General features: G+C 70.0%; 23 protein-coding genes. 10 read left to right on the top strand and 13 right to left on the bottom strand.

Going from position 1 to position 22008, the window contains the following annotated elements:
- Positions 1–44: 44 nt before the first annotated feature.
- From ACFSZT_RS05145 to ACFSZT_RS05135, 3 genes are all read right to left on the bottom strand, one after another.
- A complete protein-coding gene (locus ACFSZT_RS05145) occupies positions 45–1547 on the bottom strand; it encodes a tripartite tricarboxylate transporter permease (RefSeq protein ID WP_377393881.1) in 1503 nt (500 codons plus the stop codon).
- Positions 1548–2006: a tripartite tricarboxylate transporter TctB family protein gene (locus ACFSZT_RS05140; protein ID WP_377393962.1), complete on the bottom strand. Its 459-nt coding sequence runs from the start codon at positions 2004–2006 to the stop codon at positions 1548–1550.
- Between the two features lie 166 nt (positions 2007–2172).
- Positions 2173–3159, bottom strand: coding sequence for a Bug family tripartite tricarboxylate transporter substrate binding protein (locus tag ACFSZT_RS05135; protein ID WP_377393879.1), 987 nt, complete (start codon positions 3157–3159; stop codon positions 2173–2175).
- 127 nt (positions 3160–3286) lie between these two features.
- Between ACFSZT_RS05135 and ACFSZT_RS05130 the strand changes: the two genes are divergently transcribed.
- The 3 genes from ACFSZT_RS05130 to ACFSZT_RS05120 all read left to right on the top strand — a co-directional run bounded on the left by ACFSZT_RS05130 (position 3287) and on the right by ACFSZT_RS05120 (position 6360).
- Positions 3287–4873 (top strand): sensor histidine kinase, encoded by a 1587-nt coding sequence (locus ACFSZT_RS05130; protein WP_377393877.1) that lies wholly within the window; start codon positions 3287–3289, stop codon positions 4871–4873.
- Positions 4870–5553, top strand: a complete 684-nt coding sequence (locus ACFSZT_RS05125) for a response regulator (protein WP_377393875.1) — start codon at positions 4870–4872, stop codon at positions 5551–5553. The genes ACFSZT_RS05130 and ACFSZT_RS05125 overlap by 4 nt, the downstream gene beginning before the upstream one ends.
- A gap of 99 nt (positions 5554–5652) precedes the next feature.
- Entirely contained in the window at positions 5653–6360 is a 708-nt protein-coding gene (locus ACFSZT_RS05120) for a VanZ family protein (protein ID WP_377393873.1), read from the top strand.
- Here the strand turns inward: ACFSZT_RS05120 and ACFSZT_RS05115 are convergent.
- Positions 6306–7868 carry an AbgT family transporter gene (locus ACFSZT_RS05115; protein ID WP_377393871.1) on the bottom strand — a complete coding sequence of 521 codons (1563 nt, stop codon included), beginning with the start codon at positions 7866–7868 and terminating at the stop codon, positions 6306–6308. The genes ACFSZT_RS05120 and ACFSZT_RS05115 overlap by 55 nt on opposite strands.
- Positions 7869–7981: 113 nt before the next feature.
- On the opposite strand from ACFSZT_RS05115, the gene ACFSZT_RS05110 reads away from it, so the two are divergent.
- Positions 7982–8802, top strand: a protein-coding gene (locus ACFSZT_RS05110; RefSeq protein ID WP_377478172.1) for an IS5 family transposase whose coding sequence is annotated in 2 segments (ribosomal slippage) — positions 7982–8336 and positions 8336–8802 — 822 coding nt in all. Because the reading frame shifts where the segments join, the coding sequence is not laid out codon by codon here.
- Between the two features lie 34 nt (positions 8803–8836).
- Here the strand turns inward: ACFSZT_RS05110 and ACFSZT_RS05105 are convergent.
- The 7 genes from ACFSZT_RS05105 to ACFSZT_RS05075 all read right to left on the bottom strand — a co-directional run bounded on the left by ACFSZT_RS05105 (position 8837) and on the right by ACFSZT_RS05075 (position 15380).
- A complete protein-coding gene (locus tag ACFSZT_RS05105) occupies positions 8837–10108 on the bottom strand; it encodes a M20 family metallopeptidase (protein WP_377396363.1) in 1272 nt (423 codons plus the stop codon).
- Between the two features lie 51 nt (positions 10109–10159).
- The gene (gene arfB, locus ACFSZT_RS05100) at positions 10160–10597 is read right to left on the bottom strand and encodes an alternative ribosome rescue aminoacyl-tRNA hydrolase ArfB (RefSeq protein WP_377396254.1); all 438 of its coding nucleotides are present in this window, start codon (positions 10595–10597) and stop codon (positions 10160–10162) included.
- A complete protein-coding gene (gene purM, locus ACFSZT_RS05095) occupies positions 10578–11648 on the bottom strand; it encodes a phosphoribosylformylglycinamidine cyclo-ligase (protein ID WP_377396251.1) in 1071 nt (356 codons plus the stop codon). The genes arfB and purM overlap by 20 nt, the downstream gene beginning before the upstream one ends.
- A gap of 92 nt (positions 11649–11740) precedes the next feature.
- Positions 11741–13300, bottom strand: coding sequence for an amidophosphoribosyltransferase (gene purF, locus ACFSZT_RS05090; protein WP_377396248.1), 1560 nt, complete (start codon positions 13298–13300; stop codon positions 11741–11743).
- Positions 13301–13396: 96 nt separating this feature from the next.
- Positions 13397–13798, bottom strand: coding sequence for a hypothetical protein (locus ACFSZT_RS05085; protein ID WP_377396245.1), 402 nt, complete (start codon positions 13796–13798; stop codon positions 13397–13399).
- Positions 13782–14021, bottom strand: coding sequence for a DUF397 domain-containing protein (locus tag ACFSZT_RS05080; protein WP_377396242.1), 240 nt, complete (start codon positions 14019–14021; stop codon positions 13782–13784). The genes ACFSZT_RS05085 and ACFSZT_RS05080 overlap by 17 nt, the downstream gene beginning before the upstream one ends.
- 480 nt (positions 14022–14501) lie before the next feature.
- A complete protein-coding gene (locus ACFSZT_RS05075; RefSeq protein WP_377396239.1) occupies positions 14502–15380 on the bottom strand; it encodes a helix-turn-helix domain-containing protein in 879 nt (292 codons plus the stop codon).
- Positions 15381–15600: 220 nt separating this feature from the next.
- Here ACFSZT_RS05075 and ACFSZT_RS05070 point away from each other — a divergent pair, with 220 nt between their 5' ends.
- Positions 15601–16398: an SAM-dependent methyltransferase gene (locus tag ACFSZT_RS05070; RefSeq protein ID WP_377396360.1), complete on the top strand. Its 798-nt coding sequence runs from the start codon at positions 15601–15603 to the stop codon at positions 16396–16398.
- 110 nt (positions 16399–16508) lie between these two features.
- Here ACFSZT_RS05070 and ACFSZT_RS05065 read toward each other — a convergent pair whose 3' ends face one another.
- Positions 16509–16889: a sterol carrier family protein gene (locus ACFSZT_RS05065; RefSeq protein ID WP_377396235.1), complete on the bottom strand. Its 381-nt coding sequence runs from the start codon at positions 16887–16889 to the stop codon at positions 16509–16511.
- Between the two features lie 63 nt (positions 16890–16952).
- Between ACFSZT_RS05065 and ACFSZT_RS05060 the strand changes: the two genes are divergently transcribed.
- From ACFSZT_RS05060 to ACFSZT_RS05045, 4 genes are all read left to right on the top strand, one after another.
- Positions 16953–17564, top strand: coding sequence for a type VII secretion system-associated protein (locus tag ACFSZT_RS05060; RefSeq protein ID WP_377396232.1), 612 nt, complete (start codon positions 16953–16955; stop codon positions 17562–17564).
- Between the two features lie 108 nt (positions 17565–17672).
- A complete protein-coding gene (locus ACFSZT_RS05055; RefSeq protein WP_377396229.1) occupies positions 17673–18491 on the top strand; it encodes a lysozyme in 819 nt (272 codons plus the stop codon).
- A gap of 186 nt (positions 18492–18677) precedes the next feature.
- The gene (locus tag ACFSZT_RS05050; RefSeq protein ID WP_377396226.1) at positions 18678–19553 is read left to right on the top strand and encodes a lysozyme; all 876 of its coding nucleotides are present in this window, start codon (positions 18678–18680) and stop codon (positions 19551–19553) included.
- A gap of 189 nt (positions 19554–19742) precedes the next feature.
- The gene (locus ACFSZT_RS05045; protein WP_377396223.1) at positions 19743–20774 is read left to right on the top strand and encodes a hypothetical protein; all 1032 of its coding nucleotides are present in this window, start codon (positions 19743–19745) and stop codon (positions 20772–20774) included.
- A gap of 64 nt (positions 20775–20838) precedes the next feature.
- Here the strand turns inward: ACFSZT_RS05045 and ACFSZT_RS05040 are convergent, their stop codons facing one another.
- Positions 20839–21423 carry a helix-turn-helix domain-containing protein gene (locus ACFSZT_RS05040; RefSeq protein WP_377396220.1) on the bottom strand — a complete coding sequence of 195 codons (585 nt, stop codon included), beginning with the start codon at positions 21421–21423 and terminating at the stop codon, positions 20839–20841.
- Between the two features lie 13 nt (positions 21424–21436).
- Between ACFSZT_RS05040 and ACFSZT_RS05035 the strand changes: the two genes are divergently transcribed.
- Positions 21437–21958 (top strand): GNAT family N-acetyltransferase, encoded by a 522-nt coding sequence (locus ACFSZT_RS05035; protein WP_377478170.1) that lies wholly within the window; start codon positions 21437–21439, stop codon positions 21956–21958.
- The last annotated feature ends 50 nt before the right edge of the window (positions 21959–22008 follow it).

The raw sequence follows: 22008 nt of genomic DNA, 5'->3' as shown, positions 1-22008 counted from the left end.
CGCGGGGAAGGGCCACCCCGCCGAAGCGAGGTGGCCCTTCACCGTCAGACCGGAACGCGGGGCTCCGCACGGCGCTTGACCAGCTTGCGCACCAGCGGCCACGCCAGGATCAGCGCGACGACGACGTAGACCGTCACCGCCATAGGCGAGTTCACCAGGCCGGTGAGGTCGCCGTCGCTGATCTGCAGCGCCCGGCGCATCTGCTGCTCGGCCGCCGGGCCGAGGATCACACCGATGATCGCGGGCAGCACCGGCATCCCGAACCGGCGCATCGCGAACCCGAGCACCCCGATCGCGAACAGGATCAGCAGGTCCAGCACTTGACCGCCGACCGCGTACGCACCGACGCCCGCGAAGAACAGGATGCCCGCGTACAGGTACGGCCGCGGAATGCGCAGCAGCTTCGCCCACACCGGTGCCATCGGCAGGTTGATGACCAGCAGCAACACCAGGCCGATGAACAGGCTCGCGATCAGACCCCACACCAGTGCCGACTCGCGTTCGAACAGCAGCGGCCCCGGCTGGATGCCGTACTGCTGGAACGCCGCGAGCATCACCGCCGCGACCGCCGTCGTCGGCAGGCCGAGCGTCAGCATCGTCACGAGGGTGCCCGCGGCCGACGAACTCGCCGTCGACTCCGGCCCGGCGACGCCCTCGATCGCGCCCTTGCCCCACTCGTCCTTGTGCCGCGAGAGCCGCTTCTCGGTGACGTAGGAGAGGAACGTCGGGATCTCCGCGCCGCCCGCCGGGATCGCGCCGAACGGGAACCCGATGAACGGACCGCGCAGCCACGGCTTCCAGGTGCGGGCCAGGTCGGCCTTGCCGAGCCACGGCCTGCCGACGGGGATCGCCTTGTCCGGTGTGTGCCGCAGGTGCGCGGCCACCCACAGCGACTCGCCGACCGCGAACAGGCCGACCGCGACGATCACGATGTCGACGCCCTCCGCCAAGTGCAGCGAGCCGAACGTCAGCCGCGCCTGGCCGGTCATCTGGTCGAGCCCGACGAGCCCGATGGTCAGGCCGATGAGCAGCGACGCGTAGCCCCGGATACGGGACTTGCCCAGCACCGACGTCACGGCAATGAAGGCCAGGACCATGACGGCGAAGTAGTCGGGTGCGCCGATGTCCACGGCCAGCGACGCCACCAGCGGCGCCAGCAGCACCAGCAGGATCGTGCCGATGATGCCGCCGGCGAAGTGCCCGATCGCCGCGGCCGCCAGCGCCTGCGGGCCACGGCCGCGTTTGGCCATCGGGTTGCCCTCGATCGCGGCGACCACCGCCGTCGTCTCACCGGGCGTGTTCAACAGGATCGACGTCGTGGAGCCGCCGAACATGCCGCCGTAGTAGATGCCGGCGAACATGATGAGCGCGGCCGTCGGGTCGAGTCCGTAGGTCACCGGCAGCAACAGCGCCACGGCCATCGCCGGGCCGATGCCCGGCAGCACGCCGATCGCGGTACCGAGCACCACGCCGATCGCCGCCACCAGCAGGTTCGTCGGCGTGAGCGCGGTGGCGAAGCCGTCGAGGAGGTTGGCGAACGAGTCCATCTACAGCACCTCCATCAGCGGCCCGCCGGGCAGCGGCACGCCGAGCAGCTCGTTGAACAGCACCCACGTGACCGTCGACAGCACGGCCGCGATCAGCGGGTCGCGTGCGTAGTTGCGGCTGCCCAGCGCGTACGCCGCGCCCCAGAACATCAGTGCCGACGACGCCGGGAAGCCGATCAGGTCGATCAGCGCGGCGTTGGCCAGGAACGCTCCGGACAGCAGCGACACGGTGCGCCAGTCGGCCTGTCCGGACAGGTCGATGTCCTCGCCGCCCTCGGCCTCGCCACGGCCGCCACGCAGCACGTCGCGTGCCAGCAGCACGGCCACGAGCAGCAGCAACGAGCCGACCAGCACCGGCACCGCCTTCGGCCCGAGCGGACCTCGCGTGGTGAAGTCGGTGGGCAGCGTCAGCGCGTCGGTGAGGACCAGTACACCCAACAGGGCCAGGAACGCCGACATGCCGAGCTCGGAGTGCTCCCGCCACCAGCTCGTCCGCTTCCCCGGATGCGGTTCCACAGTGGACGTGGGGGTTTCGGCTTCTCGCGTGGTCATGGCGTGATTCCTCCACGCTCCGCTCCTCGTGCCCTGGCGGGCCCTGCGATGTCGCGAGTCGTCATCCCACGTGTCATGCCAGCCCCAGTTCCCTCAGCACGCCGACGACGCGGTCGTTCTCCGCCTTCAGGAACCCGCCGAACTCGTCCCCGGTGGCGAACGCGTCGTCCCAGCCGTTGGTCCGCAAGGCCTGCTTCCACTGCCGGGTGCCGTGCAGGTCGGTGAACATCCGGATCAGCTTGTCCCGGTCGGTGTCCGAGAGCCCCGGCGGCGCGACGATGCCGCGCCAGTTGGTGAAGTTGACGTCCACACCGGACTCCCGCAGCGTGGGCGCGTCGATGCCCTCGGCCCGCTTCGGCCCGGTCACCGCGAGCGCACGCAGCTCACCGGCCTCGATCTGGTCGCGGGTCTCCCCGATGCCGGTGACGCCGAACGCGACCTTGCCGCCCAGCACCGACGCCATCAGCTCGCCGCCGCCGTCGAACGAGACGTACCGCACGTCCTTGGGCGCCAGGCCGATGGCCTTCGCCGTCAGCATGGGCGCCAGGTGGTCGGGGCCACCGGGCGACGACCCACCGCCGACCGGCACGGACGCCGGATCGGCCTTCCACGCGGCCAGCAGCTGATGGATGTCGCGGTAGGGCGAGTCCTTGCCGACCACGATGATGTCGGGCTCCTCGGTCAGCCGCGCGATCGGCGTGGTGTCCTGCAACGTCGCCGGTGAGGAGTTCGTGTACACGGAGCCGACGACGCCGAGCCCCATGGACATCACCAGCTTGCCGTTGCCGCGCTCGCCGACCAGCCTGCCCAGGCCCACGGTGCCGCCCGCGCCGGGCAGGTTGAACACCTCGGTGGTGCCGTTGAGGCCGTTGTCCTCGATCGCCTTCACCGCGGTGCGCGCGGTGATGTCGTAGCCGCCGCCCGGGGTGTTGGGCACCATCACGCGTAGGCCGCGGATCTGCGTGCCAGCCTCGTCACCGCTCGAGCCGACCAGCGGAGGTACCAGCAACACCAGCAGCGCCGCGGCGAGCACGGCCAGCCATGTCTTCGGATTTCTCATTCTCACCTCACTGTGACTGGCGAGATCCTGCCGTGACGAGGGCGTGAAGTCTCGGTTACGGGCTTATCGGTACTTGTGGTCTTTGTGGTCACGCGGTGGCGATCGGCCGAGGTGTCATAGTGAGGTTGTGGGCGCGAAGGGATCACTGGCGAGACAGCTGCTCGGCTGGCTGCTCGCCATCGTGTTCCTCCTGCTCGGCTGTGTCGTGGTGGTCTCGGTGATCCAGTCCAACAGCACGTTCGCCGACAACGAGGGTCGCAAGCTGCTCGCGGTGGCCGAGAACGTGGCGGCCACGCCCGGCGTGCGCGTCAGCCTGGCCGACCCGGTGAACCGGGACCCGTTGCCGATCTTCGCCGAGAGCGCGCGCAGCCTCTCCGGCGCCGACTTCGTCACCATCGCCGACCCCTCGGGCCGCGTGCTCGCCGCCCAGGACCCGGACCAGCTGCGCGCGAGGTTGCCGCTCGGCGAGAGCACCGTCGCCGACGGGCGGGCCTGGGTCGGCGAAATCGGCGACTCGCTGGTGGCCCACGTGCCCGTGATCGGCGACGACGGCCGGATGGTCGGCATGGTCGCGGCGGGCACGGCGACGCCCGGGTTCTTCGAGGGCATCGCCAACCGGCCGAGCAACGCCCTCGTGCTCATCGGCATCGCCACGGTGCTGGGTGTCGCGGGCGCGCTGTTACTCGCGTGGCGGGTGAAACGGCAGACGCTGGGGCTCGAGCCGCGGGAGATCACCGGGCTGGCCGAACACCGGGAGGCGTTGCTGCATGGCATCAAGGAGGGGGTCGTCGCGCTCGATCAGCAGCACCGGATCACGCTGGTGAACGACCAGGCCCGCGAGCTGCTGGCCCTGCCTCGGTCGTGCGTCGGCGCCAAGGTGGACGAGCTGGACCTCGGCGAGCGTCTGCGCGACGTGCTGACCGGCCGGGCGAGCGGCACCGAGGCCATCGTGCTGCGGGCGGGGCGGGTGCTGGTGATGAACCGGCTGCCGATCGAGCGGGACGGCAGGACGCTGGGCGCGGTGGCCACGCTGCGCGACCGGACGGAGCTGGTGACGTTGCGCGAGGAGCTGGCGGCCACGTCCCGCACCACGGACACGCTGCGCGCCCAGGCCCACGAGTTCACCAACCGGCTGCACACGATCGCCGGGCTCATCGAGCTGGGTGAGTACGACGAGGCCAGGAACTATGTCGACCTGGTCAGCCGAGCACACGACGAGTGGCACGAGCAGGTGAGCGCCCGGATCGCCGACACCGCGGTCGCGGCGCTGCTCATCGCGAAGTCGAGCCTCGCCGCCGAGCAGGGCGCCGGCATGCGGCTCACCGACGACAGCGCCCTCGCCGCCGTGGACGAGCAGCTGTCCGCCGACCTGGTGACCGTGGTCGGCAACCTGGTGGACAACGCCCTCGACGCGTTGCGCGGCTCCGGCGGTGACGACTGGGTGGAGGTGGCGATCCGGCAGGACTCGCACGCGGTGTCGGTGGTGGTGCGTGACTCCGGCCCGGGGGTGGCGCCGGAAATCGCGACGGAAGTATTCACCCACGGGTTCACCACGAAGGCCGCCGAGCACGGCGGCACGCGCGGACTGGGGCTGGCGCTGACCCGGCAGACGTGTCGGCGACGTGGCGGTTCGGTGACGGTGCACAACGCGGGCGGCGCCGTGTTCACCGCCGTGTTACCCCTGACGCCCGCACCCGTGGAGGCGGCCCGATGATCCGGGTGCTGGTGGTGGACGACGACTTCATGGTCGCGAAGGTCCACAGTGGCTACGTCGAGCGGACGCCGGGGTTCACCGTGGTCGGTACCGCGCACACCGGCGCCGACGCGGTGCGGCTGGTCCGGCAGCTCGGCCCCGACCTGGTGCTGCTCGACATCTACCTGCCGGATCTGGACGGCCTGGCCGTGCTCCGCGAGCTACGGGCCGATCCATCCACACTGGACACCGAAGTCATCGTCATCACCGCCGCCCGGGATGTCGACACCATCCGTGGCGCCATGCGGGGCGGCGCGCTGCACTACCTCATCAAGCCGTTCTCCTACGCCGCCCTGCGCGAGCAACTGGAGCACGTCGGCTCGCTGCGCGAGAAGCTCGCGCGGCTCTCCACCAGGGCGACGGCGGCACAGCAGGACGTCGACGACGTCTTCGGCGCACGGACGCGGTCGTCGGCCGTCCTGCCGAAAGGCCTCACGGAGCAGACGGCGGAACTCGTCCGCAAGGCGCTCGAAAACCACCCCGACGGCCTATCGGCACGGGAATGTGCGAGTGTCACCGAATTGTCCAGGCCCAGCGCCCGCCGGTATTTAGAATATTTCGTTAACTCAGGAAAAGCCGAGGTAAAGCTTCGCTACGGCGGCAGCGGGCGGCCTGAGCGCCAATACCACTGGCGCTCCTGACCAGGCAAGAAGGAATAAATCACCCTAACGATCTCTGTGCTTTCGCGCGTCACGTTTGCCAACCTGAAATGGACACGCGAACAGCAAGGGGGTCACCGCGTGGATTTCTTGCTGGATCATTTCGGCTCGCTCCTTCCCCTCGCGATGCTGACGCTGGCGCCGGCCGCGGCGACCTGGTGGGTGCTGTCCGCCCGCCGAAGCCGGCGTGGTCCCGCACGGCCGGCCGCCGCGACCGCCGCCCTCGACGTGGCCATTGCGCTGCTGGCGGGATGGGTGCTGGCCCTCGTCTTCCTGCCGTTCCCCGGGCCCGGTGCCGTCCACCTCGTCCCGGGCACCGACCTGCTGGCGGCCACGCGGGACGAGGACGCGTTCTGGCAGGTCGCCGCCAACGTCGTCATGCTGCTGCCGCTCGGCGTGCTGCTGCCGCTACGCTGGGCGTGGTGGCGGGAGCAGCCGCGGGTGACGGTGGCCGCGCTGTGCGGGTCGAGCGGAATCGAGGTGCTGCAGCACGTCGTCGGCATGGGCCGGATCTGCTCCACCGACGACGTGCTGGTGAACACCCTCGGTGCCGCGGCCGGGGCGGCCCTGGTCACCCGGCCGTCACCACGCACCGGCCGCCACGACGTCGCCGAATTCCGCCGGTACCGGAACCAGGCGGCGCGGCTGGCCCGCGCCCACGAGGCCTGCCGGATCGCGCAGACGTCCACACGCGACAGAACACCACCGGTGCGTGACGGCGCGGAGTCCGCGCGCTACCTGTCCACCCGAATGTCCATCCCCGGCCCGAGAGGGATGTCGGCGAAGTAGAACACCGACAGGATCACGGCCCAGGTGATCCAAAATGGAATGACGAACGGCACCATCTTCGCCATCACCGTGCCCAGCCCGGCGCTCGGCTGGTAGCGCCGGACGAAGGTGAGGAGCACGATCATGTACGGGTTCAGCGGGGTCATCACCTGCGTCGCCGAGTCGCCCACGCGGAACGCCGCCTGGCTGAACCCGGGCTCGAACCCGAGCAACACGAACATCGGCACGAACACCGCGGCCATCAACGTCCACAGGCTCGATCCCGAGATGATGAACAGGTTCAGCAGCGAGGCCAGCACGACGAACCCGAGGAATGCCGCGAACCCGGTGAGCCCGATGCTCTGCAGGAAGTTCGCACCGGTCACCGCGAGCCAGGCGCCGATGTTGGTCCACGAGAACAACGCGATGAACTGACCGAGCACGAACGCCAGCACGATGAAACCGGACAGATCCATGAGCGCCTTGCCCATGAGCCTCGGCACGTCGGCGGACCGGCGGATCGCGCCCACCGAGATGCCGTAGGCCAGCCCGGGCACGAAGAACGCGAGGAACACCAGCGTGGTCACCGAGTCCAGCAGCGGCGACTCGGGGAGGAACCCGCCCGCCTCGTTGCGCAGCGGCGAACCGGGCACGAGCACGAGTGTCAGCACGGCGGCGACGAGCACGACCAGCGACCCGGCGGCGATCACGAGCGCGCGGCGTTCGCCCGGCGTCACGTCGGCGCGGAGCTGGTCGCCATCGGTGGTCTCGACCTCGGCACGCGGGAAGCCACCCCGCTGCAGCGCCGGCTCGACCACCTTGGCGATGATGAACCCGGCCAGCAGGCTCAGCGCGACGGCGGCGACGACGTTGAAGTAGTAGTTCGACACCGGCGTCACCGTGGTGCCGTGTTCCGGCAACGTCTGCGCCACCGAGTTGCTGATGCCGGCGAACAGCGCGTCGAGGCTGGTGACGAACACCGACGTCGAGTAGCCCGCGCCCGCCGCGGCGAACCCGCCGATCAGGCCGGCTACCGGATGCCTGCCCGCGGCCTTGAACACCATGGCCGCCAGCGGCGGGATGATGATGAACGCCGAGTCGGCCATGATGCTGCCCGAGACGCCGATGAAGCCCAGCGCGTACGGCAGCAGCCAGCGTGGCGCGCGCCGGAACGCCAGCCGGATCAACGCCGCCAGCAGGCCCGTCCGTTCGGCCATGCCGACGCCCAGCATGATCGTCACGACGGTCTGCAACGGCGGGAACTCGATGAAGTTCGCCGCCAGGCCGGTGAACAGGAACTCGACGCCCTCGCCGGTGAACGCGCCGCGGACGGCGGTCGGCTCCTCCTCGCCGGGGATGCTGACCGTGACACCCGCCGCCGCCATGATCGTCGACACGATCCCGACGAGCAGGGTCAGCAGGGCGAAGAGGATGAACGGTTCCGGCAGTTTGTTGCCGACGCGTTCGATCCAGTTGAGCACTCGGTCGAGCCGGGTCGGCCTGTCCTGGGACGCCACCGTCTCGGACATCACTCACCTTCCGTCGCCGGTTGGGGTGGAAGGCACCTTAGGGGTCCTAACATAATGACCTTGGGTGTGGTTTGATGCCGTGTCTTGTTGGTCTTCGGTGAGAGGTGGGCTGGGTGGGGCAGCGGCGTCCGTGGGAGGTCGACGACGGTCTGTGGGAACGGATCGAGCCGTTGTTGCCGCAGGTGGAGCGTCGGTTTCGACATCCGGGGCGTAAGCGGTTGGACGACCGCAAGGCGTTGTGCGGGATCATGTTCGTGCTCTATACCGCGATTCCGTGGGAGTTCCTGCCGCAGGAGCTGGGCTATGGGTCGGGCATGACGTGCTGGCGCCGGCTGCGGGACTGGACCGAGGCCGGGGTATGGCAGCGGCTGCACGAGGTACTGCTGGCGGAGTTGCACGCGGCGAACCGGCTGGATTGGTCACGGGCGGCGGTCGATGGATCGCATGTAAGGGCGTTAAAAGGGGGCCGAAAACCGGTCCCAGCCCGGTAGACCGAGCCCGCACTGGGTCCAAGCACCACGTGATCACCGACGGTACCGGCATCCCCTTGGCAGCCACTCTGACCGGTGGGAACCGGCACGACGTCACCCAGCTGATGCCGTTGATCCAGGCGATCCCGCCGGTGCGGGGCCGTCGTGGACGGCCCCGCCGACGACCACGACGGATCTACGCCGACCGCGCCTACGACCACGACAAGTACCGCAAACTCGTCCGTGCCGAGGGAATCACGCCAGTCATCGCCCGCCGCGGCGAGGAACACGGCTCTGGCCTCGGCGTGTACCGGTGGGTCGTCGAGGGCGCGTTCGCCCTGCTGCACTGGTTCCGGCGCCTGCGCATCCGATGGGAGATCCGCGACGACCTCCACGAAGCCTTCCTCACCCTCGGCTGCGCCATCATCTGCTGGCGCCGCCTCAAAGCCCACTCATTGTGTTAGGACCCCTTAGTCAGTGAACGTTTCCCACGTGTCGCTATTGGAAGAACGACGGCACGTCGAGTGGCCCGCCCTGCTGTTCGAACTCCTCGTGCACGGCGGCCCGCAGCTCGGCGTCGGCCAGGTAGTCCACCGCGGTGAGCGCCAGCCCCAGCGCACCGTCGGCCACGGCGCGATCGCCCGGCTCCGAGCCGGCGGCTTCGGCGAACTCCCGCGTGTGCAGGGAGACGGTCGCGGGCGAGACGGCGATCATCGGGTGGATCGCGGGCATGCGGTAGGACAGGTTGCCCAGGTCGGTCGAGCCGGTGAGGAAGTCGGGCACGACACCCGGCGGCAGCGGAGCGCGGCCGCACGGTCGCTGGTTCTCCGCCCAGCGCTGCGACAGCGTCCGGTTGTACCGGATCGGCAGGTACGCCGGCTGGGGATCCCAGCGCAGGTCGAGACCACAGCCGGACATCTCGGCGGCGCCCCGCGCGACCGCGGCCACACGATCGGCCAGGTCGCGCAGCGTTTCCGGCCGCATGGAACGCAGGTAGAACAACACTGCGGCCCGGTCCGGCACCACATTGGGCCGCGCGCCGCCGTCGGTGAACACTCCGTGCAGCCGGTCGCCCGGCGGGAGGTGCTGACGCAGCGCCGCGACGCCCTGGTAGGCGGCGACCGCGGCGTCCAGCGCGTTGCGGCCCATGAACGGCTGCGCGGACGCGTGTGCGCTGACCCCGTGGAACACCATTTCCAGCTGCCGGCGGCCGAGGAACGGGTGCATGGCGATGTCGTGGCTGAACGGGTGCAGCATCACCACGGCGTCGACGTCGTCGAACACGCCCGCGCGCGCGAGCGTCTCCTTGCCCCCACCGCCCTCCTCGGCGGGGGTGCCGATCAGCGACACCCGGCCGCCCGCGCGCTCGGCGACCGCGGCGATGCCCAGGAACGCGCCGACGGCGGCCGAGCAGATGACGTTGTGCCCGCAGGCGTGGCCGATGCCGGGCAGCGCGTCGTACTCGGCGAGGACGGCGACGTGCGGGCCCGGCTCGCCCGCGGTGGCCAGGAGTGCCGTGTCGAGGCCACCGACTCCGATGCGCGGCCGGTGGCCGTGCCCTTCGAGCAGCTTCGCCACGGCCCCCGCCGACCGGTGCTCGGCGAACGCGGTCTCCGGGTGGGCGTGCAGGTCCCGGCTGAGCGCCACGACCTCGGCCCGGTGCCGCGCCACCACGGCGGCCACCTCCTCCCGGAGGTCGGCCGGCGCCCCGGCGTGCGGGGACGTGAGCGGCCGGGCCTGCCGCACGGCGTCGGCGGTCTCCGCGTTCATGGCGCGGAGGTAGCTGTCGTCGGGGGTGCACGGTTCGGTCACGCGCGCACCCTACTCGTCGTAGCGCCCGCTCCGGCCGCGTTTGACGTCGCCGCGGCGCTTCTTCGCCGCGAGCCGGCGTTCCTTCGCGCCGCGGGTCGGCTTCGTCGGCCGCCGTTTGCGCGGCGGTGGAGCCGCGGCCTCGCGCAGCACGGTCACCAGTCGCTCGCGGGCGGCTTGCCGATTCCGGCGCTGCTCCCGGTGTTCGCCGGCGGCGATGGTGAGCACACCGCCGGCGAGCCGGTGACCGAGCCGGGCGAGCAGGCGTTGCCGCAGGTCGTCGGGCACGGCAGTGGACCGCGCGACGTCGAAGGAGAGCTCCACCCGCGACGACGTCGTGTTGACGCCCTGCCCGCCGGGTCCGGAGGAGCGAGAGAACCGTTCGGACAGCTCGGCGTCCGGGATCACCAGCCGCCGCGTGACCCGGAGGTCAGAACCGGGGGTGGTCACCGGACAACACGGCACGCGGGCCGTCCGGGTCGTCGGCGGGGCGCACGTCCCCGAGCACCCACGCGGGCACATGGCGTGCGGTGAGCACGGCCAGCGTGCGGTCGACGTCCTCGGGCGCCACCACGGCCACCATGCCCACACCCATGTTGAACGTCCGCTCCATCTCGGCGCGCTCCACGCGGCCACGCTGCTGGATCAGCGCGAACACCGGCGCGGGCGTCCACGTGCCGCGTTCCAGCTTCGCCACCAGACCCCGCGGCATCACCCGCTCCAGGTTGGCGACCAGCCCGCCACCGGTGACGTGCGCGAACGTGCGCACATCCGCCTCGGCGGCCAGCGCCAGGCAATCCTTGGCGTAGATCCGGGTCGGTTCGAGCAGCTCCTCGCCGAGCGTGCGGCCGAACTCCTCGACATGCCCGTCCAGCGGCATCCGCGCGATGTCGAGCAGCACGTGCCGGGCCAGCGAGTAGCCGTTGGAGTGCAGCCCGGTCGACCCCATGCCGATCACCACGTCACCCGGGCGCACCCGGTCGGACCCCAGCACGTCGGCGGCCTCGACCACACCGACGCCGGTGGCGGAGATGTCGTACTCGTGCTCACCCATCAAGCCGGGGTGCTCGGCCGTCTCACCGCCCAGCAGCGCACAGCCCGCCTGCACGCATCCCTCGGCGATGCCCGCGACGATGGCCTCGATCCGCTCCGGCACCACCTTGCCGACGGCGATGTAGTCCTGCAGGAACAGCGGCTCGGCGCCCGTCACCACGAGGTCGTCCACGACCATAGCCACCAGGTCGATGCCCACGGTGTCGTGCTTGTCCAGCGCCTTGGCCACCGCGATCTTCGTGCCCACGCCGTCGGTGGACGACGCGAGCAGCGGCTCCTTCCAGCGACCCGCCTTCAGCGAGAACAGTCCGGCGAATCCGCCGACCCCACCGACGACCTCGGGCCGGGTGGCGCGGGCGGCATGCGGCTTGAGCAGCTCGACGGCGTGTTCCCCGGCGTCGATGTCGACACCCGCGGCCGCATACGTCGCGCTCGTGGACTCACTCACAGCGCCTCCTCGCCGACGGACGCTGCTGTGCTGAATGGTTCGCTCGCAAGCTCGCTCACGGAAGCGGACTCCATCCTTGACTCGAAACCGGCTCAGGGACGCCGAACGGCATCCTCGGCACCGTACCCGGAGGGGGTGATCGGCAGAGACTGCGAGGTGCCGTTGCCCAGGTTCTCGAGCATGTGCTTGCCGATGAGCGCGTCCTCGGGAAGCGGGATGGGGTACTCGCCGTCGAAGCACGCCGCGCACAGGCGCGACCTGGGTTGTTCGGACGCGGCCACGAGGCCGTCGAGCGAGACGTAGCCGAGCGAGTCGGCACCGATCGAGCGGCGGACGCCGTCGAGGTCGGCGCCGTTGGCGACGAGCTCGGCGCGGGAGGCGAAGTCGATGCCGTAGAAGCACGGCCAGCGCACGGGCGGCGAGGCGATCCGCACGTGCACCTCGAGCGCACCGGACTCGCGCAGCATCCGCACGAGCGCGCGCTGGGTGTTGCCGCGCACGATGGAGTCGTCCACCACCACGAGCCGCTTGCCGCGGATGACCTCGCGCAGCGGATTCAGCTTCAGCCGGATGCCCAGCTGGCGGATCGTCTGCGAGGGCTGGATGAACGTCCGGCCGACGTAGCTGTTCTTCACCAGCCCCTGGCCATACGGGATGCCGGACTTCTGCGCGTAGCCGATGGCGGCCGGGGTGCCGGACTCGGGAACGGGGATCACGAGGTCCGCCTCGGCGGGATGCTCCTCGGCGAGCCTCCGCCCGATCTCCACCCGGGTGGCGTGCACGCTGCGGCCCGCGATCGTGGTGTCGGGGCGGGCCAGGTAGACGTACTCGAACACGCAGCCCTTCGGCTCCGGGTTGGCGAACCGCGTGGACCGCAGCCCCTCGGCGTCGATCGCGATGAGTTCTCCCGGCTCCACCTCCCGGACGAACGACGCACCCACGATGTCAAGGCCCGCCGTCTCGCTCGCGACGACCCAGCCGCGTTCGAGCCGGCCCAGCACCAGCGGGCGAACGCCGTGCGGGTCGCGGGCGGCGTAGAGCGTGGTCTCGTCGGAGAAGGTCAGGCAGAACGCGCCGCGCAGCGTCGGCAGCAGCTCGGCGGCGGCGGTCTCGATGCCCTTGTCGGCGGCGGAGGCGGCGAGCAGGCCGCAGATCAGATCCGAGTCGGTGGTGGCGCCGTTCTTGCTCACCACGCCCAGCTCGCGGGCACGTTCGTGCAACTCGTGGGTGTTGACGAGGTTGCCGTTGTGGCCGAGCGCGATGCCCGTGCCGGCCGCGGTGGTGCGGAAGGTCGGCTGCGCGTTCTCCCAGCTGCCGCCTCCGGTCGTGGAGTAGCGGCAGTGCCCGACGGCCACGTGGCCCTGCAGCGAAGAGAGGGTCTGTTCGTCGAAGACCTGGCTGACCAGCCCGAGGTCTTTGAACACGACGATCTGGTTGCCGTCGGCGACGGAGATGCCCGCGGCCTCCTGACCTCGGTGCTGCAGCGCGTAGAGGCCGTAGTAGGTCAGCTTCGCGACGTCCTCACCAGGCGCCCACACGCCGAAGACGCCGCATTCCTCCCGCGGCTCGGGTTCGGGCTGGCTTGCATCTTCGGGCTTGCTTGCATCGGAGTCGGTGTCGACGAACTCGGATACCGACTGATCGGTGTGCACCGAAAGGCTCCCCTGCGGACGAGAACGGGCCGCCTCCAGTGTATGTCTCCGGAGGCGGCCCGACGCGGTGATGTAGCGCTCAACCAGCGTTGCTCGTCATGCGGTGGCCTGCAGCCACTTGGCCCGGCCCGATCCGCTGGGAACCCAGCAACCCCGGCTCAGACCGGGGCGGGCGGCCCACTGGGTCGGCTCGGCGGGCTCGGTGAAGTCCTCGTCGCCGAGGGCGAGCAGGTCGGCGATGACGGTTTCGAGGTCGCCGTCACGCCGCCAGAGCACGTTCTTGGGCTGGAGGATGTCCGGCTCCTCGGACGGCATCCGCATGGCGGTGACGTCGTCCTCGGCGTCGAGCCGGACGACGTCCACCACGGTGCCGTGCACGCGGACGCCCACGACGGCGACGAGCTCGCCGTTGGCGTCCCTCGGGTGCACGAAGCGGTAACCGCGTTCGATGAGCCGGCCGAGCGTGGTCTCGATCGTGGTCTCAGGCGAGCATGTCATCGAACTCGCCGTCCTTGACACCCGCGAGGAAGGCTTCGATCTCGGCGCGCGTGTAGATCAGCGCCGGACCCTTGGGATCACGCGAATTCCGCATCGCGATCTCGCCGCTGCGCAGCGGCGCCACCTCGACACAGTTGCCCATGGCCCCGCTGTACTTGCTCTTGCGCCAGGCCGCGTCCGTCAGCAGCTCCGACGAGATCCCGTTCCGGATCCGTTCCGCCATGATCCTCACCTTCCCGACTTACACCATTGGAGGATGCATCTGCACGTGCATTCACGTGTGCAGGCACCGTAACACGTGCCAGTGCAGGTGTGAATGCACGTGCATCCGCATGGTGGTGATCTTCACTCGACGGTTACCGAAGAAGGTCGGTATTCGGACATCCAATCACTGTCCGCGGCGAAACCGCAGGTCAGCTCGTTGATGGAGGCTGCGGGGTTGCGGGATGCCGGGTCGTTGTCGGTGAGCGGTTCAGTCCGATCGGCGAACGGTCCGCCCGCGTCGACGAGTGGCAACGGCGGGTGTCGGCCGGCGACTCCGGGGCCGCCGGCACGCGGGCAGGCGGGGCCGGCGCGGCTATCGAGGTCCGGCCACGTCCGCCCACACGGTGACGCGAACAGCAGACACGGCGACGCAGACGGCAGACACGGCGACGTGGGCGGCGGACACGGCTGCCGGGGCGAGCGGCTACCGCGGCATCGGTCAGGTTTCGGCGCGGGCCTTGAGGATCATCTGCCGCGAGCGGTCCGGCGTCTCGGCGTCGACGGCGAGGCGGTCGAGCGAACGGCCGATGAGCTCGATGCCGTCCGGCCGGTCCAGGTAGACACCGCCCGCGATGTGCTCGACGTAGCCGATGTTCGGCAGCTCCGGCTCGGCGAACCGCAGCAGGGTGAACGCGCCCTCCGCGGCGTAACCGCTGCGCTCGTAGGGCACCACCTGCACGACGATGTGCGGCATCTGGATGAGCTCGAGCACGTGGTCGAGCTGCTCGCGGTGCACCTCGCGGCCACCGATCGGCCGGTGCAGCACCGACTCGTCGATCACGGCCCACAGGCGCGGCGCGTTCGGCCGGAAGAGCAGCCGCTGCCGCCGCATCCGCAGGCGGACCCTCGCCTCCGCGACTTCCGACGCGTGCTCGGGCAGGCCGTGCGTCATGATCGCCCGCGCGTACCTCTCCGTCTGCAGCAACCCGGGGAAGAACTGCAGCTCGTAGGTCTGGATGCGGACGGCGACTTCCTCGAGTCCGACGTAGTCGTCGAACCACTTGGGCATGTAGTCGTTGAACTTCTGCCACCAGCCCGGTTGCGCCGACTGGTGGACCAGCTCGATCAGGCTCGCCCGCTCCTCGGGATCCCCGACGCCGTAAAGCGTCAGCAGGTCCTCGACGTCGCGCACCTTGAAGCCGACGCGGCCGAGCTCGAGCCTCGAGATCTTCGACTCGGAGGCGCGGATGTGGTAGCCGGCCTCGGCGCGGGTGATTCCGGCGGCCTCCCGGAGACGGCGAAGCTGCGAGCCGAGGATCATGCGGCGGGCGGTGGGACCGCTGCCGTGTTCCCCTGCTGACGCCTCAACGGGAGCCATGTCCTGGATCCATCCCTCTCGCTGCCGAACTGCCAAGAACAGCCATCGTACCGCAGGAAATCGCCCGGTCACCCAAAGTACAGCCAGGTCGCGAGCAGTCAAGGCAGCGCCGTTTACTCCCACCGGACCACGCGGCTACCCTGTGTGCCGTCCCGATGTCCTGGCGCAGCGAGGTTTTCCTATGTCTTCCGGCCCCATCCCGCAGTCCGAGCGCGTGCCCGTGGGAGTGGACCCGACCCGCGCGAGCATCGCCCGTGTCTACGACGCCTTCCTCGGCGGCAAGGACAACTACGAGATCGACCGGGCCGTCCGCGACAGTGTGCTGGCCGAGGCCCCCTACGCCGCGCACATGGCCATCGAGAACCGTGACTTCCTGATCCGCTGCGTGCGGTTCATCGCCCAGCAGACCGGCATCACGCAGTTCCTCGACTGCGGCTCCGGGCTGCCGACGGCCGAGAACACGCACCAGGTCGTCCAGCGCATCAACCCCGAGGCGCGCGTCGTCTACATCGACAACGACCCCGTGGTGATCGCGCACGGCCGCGCGCTGCTGGAGGAGAACGAGCACACGCACCTGATCTCGGCCGACATCTTCGAGCCCGAGGACGTGCTGGACAACGAGGTCGTCCGGGCGAAAATCGACCTGACCGAGCCCGTCGCACTGCTCCAGATCGGCACGATGCACCACTACGAGGGCGACGCCGACGAGCCGGCACGGATCATGAAGCGCTACATCGACGCGTTGCCCTCGGGCTCCTACGTCGCGCTGACCCACTTCCTCGACCCGGAGAACGAGTACACCGAGATCGCCAGGAAGATGGAGCACAAGTTCCGGCACAGCCCGATGGGCTCCGGGACGTTCCGCACGATGGCCGAGATCGAGCAGCTGTTCGACGGCCTGGAACTGGTGGAGCCGGGCCTGGTGCGCTGTGTCGACTGGTGGCAAGACGGCCCCCGGCTCACGCCGCTCAGCGACGCCCAGCACTGCATCGCGGGCGCCGTCGGCCGCAAGCCGTAGCCGCGCTCGTCCCGCGCTGTTTCATCAGCGGCGGAGCCGCTTGCGGCTTGCGGTGCGCCGTCGGCGTGCACCGCCGCTCAAAACCAGGTCGAAGACTTCCCGACACCCGCCTACGCCCGGACGATCGGCAGCCAGTGCGAGAGGTCGGCGCGGATGCCGGAGGCGGTCACGCGCCCGCCCTCCACGGCGTCGGCCCAGCTCAGCCGCCCGGTGGCGAGTTCCAGCCAGGTGCGCGGGTCGGTCTCGACGACGTTCGGTGGGGTTCCGCGCGTGTGCCGGGGGCCCTCGACACACTGCACGGCGGCGAACGGCGGCACGCGCACCTCGACACTGCGGCCCGGCGCGACCGTGGCCAGCGTCCGCAGGCTCAGCCGGACGGCCTTGGCCAGCTGCGGGCGGGTCGGCTCGGCGCCGCTCCCGGTCAACCACGCCGCTACGTTCCCGACGGCTTCTCGTAACTCTGCGGGGTCGACCGAACGCGATGCGGGCATGCCTCCACAGTAAGGTGAGGCCACACGAAGAGAGGCAGCACGGCAGCGAACGTGGGGAGCTACATGGCGCAGCGGGATGACGCGGACCGGCTGGTACCCAACGAGCACTCGGTGCACCGGAAGCCGAAGATCACCAGGGAAATGCGGGCCAACGCCAGGGCCAACCCCAACAGCTGGCTGTACGTCATCGACGAGGCGTTCGACCCCAACGGCCGGGTCCCGTCCTGGGCGGTCGTGGGCGCCTACCCGGTGAACGCCGCGGGCGAGGTGGTCGAGGACTTCCACCCGAACGACCGCTACCGCCCGTCCCCGAAGGCGCTCGGCTACCCGGAGCCGGCCAACGACCTCGAGCGCCTGCTGCAGCTGGTGCAGACCAAGCACCGGCCCGCGGAGGATCTGCCACCGGTGATCCTCGACTCGACGCTGTTCGTCTACGCCATCTCGCCGGTCCAGCGCACCGTGATCGGCTTCCACAACACCGACGGCCGCGTGATGGTGCCCGCGTACACGCAGAAGTCGCTGGTGCCCGCGGAGTGGCCGCATGCCCGCGCTGTGCTCGGCCGGGACATCGTCGAGCTGCTCGGCGGCCACCCGCTCGTCGTGAACCCGCACGACATCGTGACGGCCGTCGTACCCGCGGAGCACCTCCAGTACGCGCTCGCCCAGGAGCAGTAGGAGCGCAACTCGCCCGACGACTCGACCGGGTGACATCCGCTCGCGGAACACGCTCCGTCGTTGCATGGTGACGGATGGAAGCGGACGTCGGCGAAGGGCGGTTGGCACGTGAAGCGTCGGGGCGCGTTGGCCGGACTGGGTGCGATGGTGGTGGCGGCGAGCTCGCTCGTGCACGGCGGGGTCGCGACGGCCTCGCAGGGTCCCGTCGACTACCGGGGCGCCGAGTCGCGGTACGCCGGATCGCAGATCGCCAAGCACGAGGGCGTCCACGGCAGCCCGCCCGCGCATACCTACGCCGCGAACACCGTGCCCGGTCACGACGTCAGCGGCTGGCAGGGCGACGTCGACTGGCAGGCGAGTGCCCGGGCAGGCGCCGAGTTCGTCTACATCAAGGCCACCGAGGGCACCGGGTTCGTCAGCGACAGCTTCGCCCAGCAGTACACCGGCTCGCACGGCGCCGGCCTGATCCGTGGTGCCTACCATTTCGCGCGGCCCGACGTCTCCAGCGGCGCCGCCCAGGCGACGTTCTTCGTGGACAACGGGGGCGGCTGGACCGCGGACGGCAGGACGCTGCCCGGGGCGCTCGACGTCGAGTACAACCCGTACGGCGACGCCTGCTACGGCAAGTCCGCTTCGGACATGGTCGACTGGATCGCCGACTTCTCGCGGACCTACCAGGAACGGACCGGGCGGGCGCCGGTGATCTACACGTCCACCAGCTGGTGGGAGAAGTGCACCGGAAACAGCTCCGCCTTCGGCCGGACCAATCCACTGTGGCTTGCCCGCTACGCCGAGCGGATCGGGGAACTGCCCGCGGGATGGCCGGCGCACACGATCTGGCAGTACGCCGATTCGGGGACCTTTCCGGGCGACCAGAATTCGTTCAACGGCAACCGCTCGCGACTGTCCGCTCTGACCACTGGATAGACCTACCCAGAGTTGGCTTGTGCCTTACGGACCAATGCTTTCGTTGTAAATCACTCACTCGTAGCGGATATTTCACGCCACCTAGTGACAACCGCAGTGTACAGCGATAACAATCGACGCCCGGGCGGCTACCTGCTGTGAGCCCCCCGCAGCGAGGGCAATTGAAGTCGTGAAGGGATACGTCGCATGTCCACTGCACGAAGAATGTGGCGGCGGTTGGCCACCGCCGTCGTCGTCGGCTCGGCCGGCGCGCTCCTGCTCGGCGCGCTGTCCCCGGCCGGCGCCGCCCCGGCGGAGAGCGGAGGCACCGGGGGCCAGCCCGTGGTGCACGACCACGCCATGGGTTCCCAGATCGCGAGGGTCGAGGGCGACCACTCGACGCCGGAGAGCAAGGCGGCGGCCCTGCGGCCGCAGGGACTGAATTCCGACGGCCTGCAGGCCAAGGCCACCGTCGCGGGAATCGACGTCGCCAGTCACCAGGGCAACGTCGACTGGAACCACTGGTGGGGGCAGGGCAAACGGTTCGCCTATGTGAAGGCGACCGAGGGCACCAGCTATGAGAACCCGTATTTCGCCCAGCAGTACAACGGTTCCTACAACGTCGGCATGATTCGCGGCGCCTACCACTTCGCGCTCCCGAACGTGTCCTCCGGCGCCGCGCAGGCCAACTTCTTCGTCGACAACGGCGGCGGCTGGTCCGGAGACGGCAAGACGCTGCCGGGCGCGCTCGACATGGAGTACAACCCGTACGGCTCGACCTGTTACGGCAAGAGCCAGTCGGCGATGGCGGCGTGGATTCGCGACTTCCACGACACCTACTACAGCCGCACCGGACGTTACCCGGTGATCTACACGTCCACCAGCTGGTGGAACCAGTGCGTCGGCACGGCACAGAGCTTCGGCAGCACGGTGCCGCTCTGGGTGGCCAGGTACGCGGACTCGGTCGGCACGCTGCCCAACGGCTGGGGGTATCACACGTTCTGGCAGTACACGTCCAGTCCACTCGACCAGAACTCGTTCAACGGTGCCTACGACCGGCTCCAGGCCCTGGCCAACGGCTGACAGGCTGATCGGACGACCCCAGGCCCGGTGCTCCGGCGACCCCGGACACCGGGCCTCGCCGCGCGTGAGGAACGATCACCAGGCACAATGCGCTGCGGTCGGCACACCGATGGGGGAACCGCGCCTGACGGTACGACGTCCGACCGGCTGGAGCGCACCACTGGGGCGCAGCACACGGAGGGTTTGGCGATGACGTATCCACCACAGCCCGGGCAGCCGTACGGCCAACAGCCCGATCCCTACGGGCAGGGCGGTTACCCGCAGCAGAGCGCGTATCCCCAGCAGCCGGGCGGCTATCCGCAGCAGGGTGGCTACCCGCAGGGCGCGTACGCACAGCAGGCGGGCTACCAGCAGTACGGCTATCCGCAGGGCGGTGGGTTCGGACCACAGCCACCGAAGAAGAAGACCGGGCTGTGGGTCGGCATCGCCGTGGCCGTCGTCGTGGCCCTGGGTGCGCTCGCCGTAACCGCGTTCTGGGCGCCGGGCTTCCTGGTCGGCGACGACGAGAACGCGGCGAGCGACCCGAAGACGGTCGCCCAGCAGGTCATCGACGGCATCAACGCCAAGGACGCCGCCGGGCTGCGCAAGCTCACGTGCCCGAATGCCGAGCAGGACCTCCAGGAGGTCATCGGCATGGTGGGGCAGGTCTCGGACGCCAAGCTGACCGGTGAGGTCCGCCAGATCTCCGACTCCAAGGCGACCGCGTCGGCGTCGGTGAAGGTGCAGGGCTCGGAGATCCAGGCCGAGAGCATGTTCGCCAAGAACGGCGAGAGCTGGTGCTGGCAGAGCCTGAGCCTCGGCAGCATGGGTGGTCTCGACGACACCGGCGGCGACAGCTCGGCCACCGACGACGCCGACGCCACCGAGACGTCCGAGTCGGAGTCCAGCTCGGAGGCCGAGTCCCAGGAAGGCAGCGGCTCGGGCACGGGTATCACGCAGCCGCAGCAGGCGGTGGACCAGTTCATCCAGGCCATCAACGCCGGGGACAAGAACGCCGCGATGTCGGTGGTCTGCGCGGCCGAGGCCGACTTCGCCGAGACGGACGTCGACGAGCTCATCGACGGCAAGGCGCAGGTCCAGGCCGGGCCGCTCGGCGACGGTACGTACTACATCGAGGCGCCGATGACAGGCACCGTCGGCGGCAGGCAGCTGCAGGACGCCTCGGTGAACGTCGAGAACTTCGACGGCGCCGGGTGGTGCGTGAGCATCATCTTCCTGTAGCCGTTCGCGGCCACGCGGCCGGGCAGTGGGCTGGTCCCGCTGCCCGGCCGTTCTCGTAGGTGGCTCAGACCGGGATGCGTGCGCCGGGGTAGCGCGGACGCATGATGAGCGCCGCGACGTAGTAGGTGCACGGTTCGGTGGAGGTGTTGGCGTACTCGAGCGTGACGTCGGCGGCCAGGTACACCGAGTCGCCTGCGCCGAGCACGAGAGTGCGCTCGTGGTCGACGGTCAGCTCGACGCTGCCGGACTCGACGTAGATGTATTCGTGCGAGCCGGCCGCGTAGGCGGGATACCGGCCTGGCCTGCACCCTGGCGGCAGGGTCGTGCGGATCCATTCGAAGTTCACCCCGGGCACCACGGGAGTGAGGATGGTGCGCCGCCACCCGCCCGGCTCGTCCACGACGTCCTGCTCGGCGGCCCTGCGCACGATCACGCGGTCGGCGTCGGGTTCGGTCACGAGGACGGGCAGCCGCACGCCGAGCCCGCGCGCGATCCGGTCGAGCACCACCACCGTGGGTGCCTTGTCACCACGCTCCACGGCCGAGAGCATGCTGACGCTGACCGACGACGCGTCGGCGAGTTCCTGCAGCGTCATACCGCGGTCCCGCCGGATTCCCTGAATCCGTTCGCCCAGTGCAGCGAGGTCCACCTACACTATGATAGTGGCCAGTTCTACTTTAGAGGAATCGGTGCGTCCGGCAGAGCCGCGCGATCTCAGGCAGATCGCGGACATCTACGCGTACTACGTCACCGAGAGCGTCGCCACCTTCGAACTGGAGCCTCCGGGCGTCGACGAGTGGCGCGAGCGGTACGCGGCCGTCACCGGCGCGGGGCTGCCGTTCCTGGTCGCCGAGGACGAAGGCCGGGTCGCCGGCTACGCCTACTGCTCCCCGTGGAAGACGCGGCCGGCCTACCGCCACACCGTGGAGGACTCGATCTACCTCGCGCAGTGGGCCCGCGGACGCGGCCTCAGCGGGGTGCTGCTCGACGCGCTGCTCGACCGCGCGACGGCGGCGGGCATTCGCGAGATGATCGCGGTCATCGCCGACAGCGGTGACCCTGCGTCGGCTGCCCTACACCGCAAGCGGGGCTTCACCGAGGCGGGCAGACTGCGGCGCGTGGGCTGCAAGCACGGCCGCCGGCTCGACACCATGCTGCTCCAGCGCAGCCTGATGGACGACTAGGTACGCCAGGAGGCAGCGCCCCGACGGCATGAGTCACCCCGCCGGGGCCG

The organism is Prauserella oleivorans (assembly GCF_042685745.1).
Taxonomy (GTDB): Bacteria; Actinomycetota; Actinomycetes; order Mycobacteriales; family Pseudonocardiaceae; genus Prauserella_A; species Prauserella_A oleivorans.
The sequence above is the reverse complement of the archived record's forward strand: the minus strand, read 5'-3'. Positions and strand labels throughout refer to the sequence as shown.

Bases quoted from the DNA above. Each gene is read 5' to 3' on its own strand.
- ACFSZT_RS05145 (WP_377393881.1), bottom strand. From the start codon at position 1,547: ATGGACTCGTTCGCCAACCTCCTCGACGGCTTCGCCACCGCGCTCACG.
- ACFSZT_RS05140 (WP_377393962.1), bottom strand. From the start codon at position 2,006: ATGTCGGCGTTCCTGGCCCTGTTGGGTGTACTGGTCCTCACCGACGCG.
- ACFSZT_RS05135 (WP_377393879.1), bottom strand. From the start codon at position 3,159: ATGAGAAATCCGAAGACATGGCTGGCCGTGCTCGCCGCGGCGCTGCTG.
- ACFSZT_RS05125 (WP_377393875.1), top strand. From the start codon at position 4,870: ATGATCCGGGTGCTGGTGGTGGACGACGACTTCATGGTCGCGAAGGTC.
- ACFSZT_RS05115 (WP_377393871.1), bottom strand. From the start codon at position 7,868: ATGTCCGAGACGGTGGCGTCCCAGGACAGGCCGACCCGGCTCGACCGA.
- ACFSZT_RS05105 (WP_377396363.1), bottom strand. From the start codon at position 10,108: ATGAACGCGGAGACCGCCGACGCCGTGCGGCAGGCCCGGCCGCTCACG.
- ACFSZT_RS05085 (WP_377396245.1), bottom strand. From the start codon at position 13,798: ATGACATGCTCGCCTGAGACCACGATCGAGACCACGCTCGGCCGGCTC.
- ACFSZT_RS05080 (WP_377396242.1), bottom strand. From the start codon at position 14,021: ATGGCGGAACGGATCCGGAACGGGATCTCGTCGGAGCTGCTGACGGAC.
- ACFSZT_RS05075 (WP_377396239.1), bottom strand. From the start codon at position 15,380: ATGGCTCCCGTTGAGGCGTCAGCAGGGGAACACGGCAGCGGTCCCACC.
- ACFSZT_RS05065 (WP_377396235.1), bottom strand. From the start codon at position 16,889: ATGCCCGCATCGCGTTCGGTCGACCCCGCAGAGTTACGAGAAGCCGTC.
- ACFSZT_RS05060 (WP_377396232.1), top strand. From the start codon at position 16,953: ATGGCGCAGCGGGATGACGCGGACCGGCTGGTACCCAACGAGCACTCG.
- ACFSZT_RS05050 (WP_377396226.1), top strand. From the start codon at position 18,678: ATGTCCACTGCACGAAGAATGTGGCGGCGGTTGGCCACCGCCGTCGTC.
- ACFSZT_RS05045 (WP_377396223.1), top strand. From the start codon at position 19,743: ATGACGTATCCACCACAGCCCGGGCAGCCGTACGGCCAACAGCCCGAT.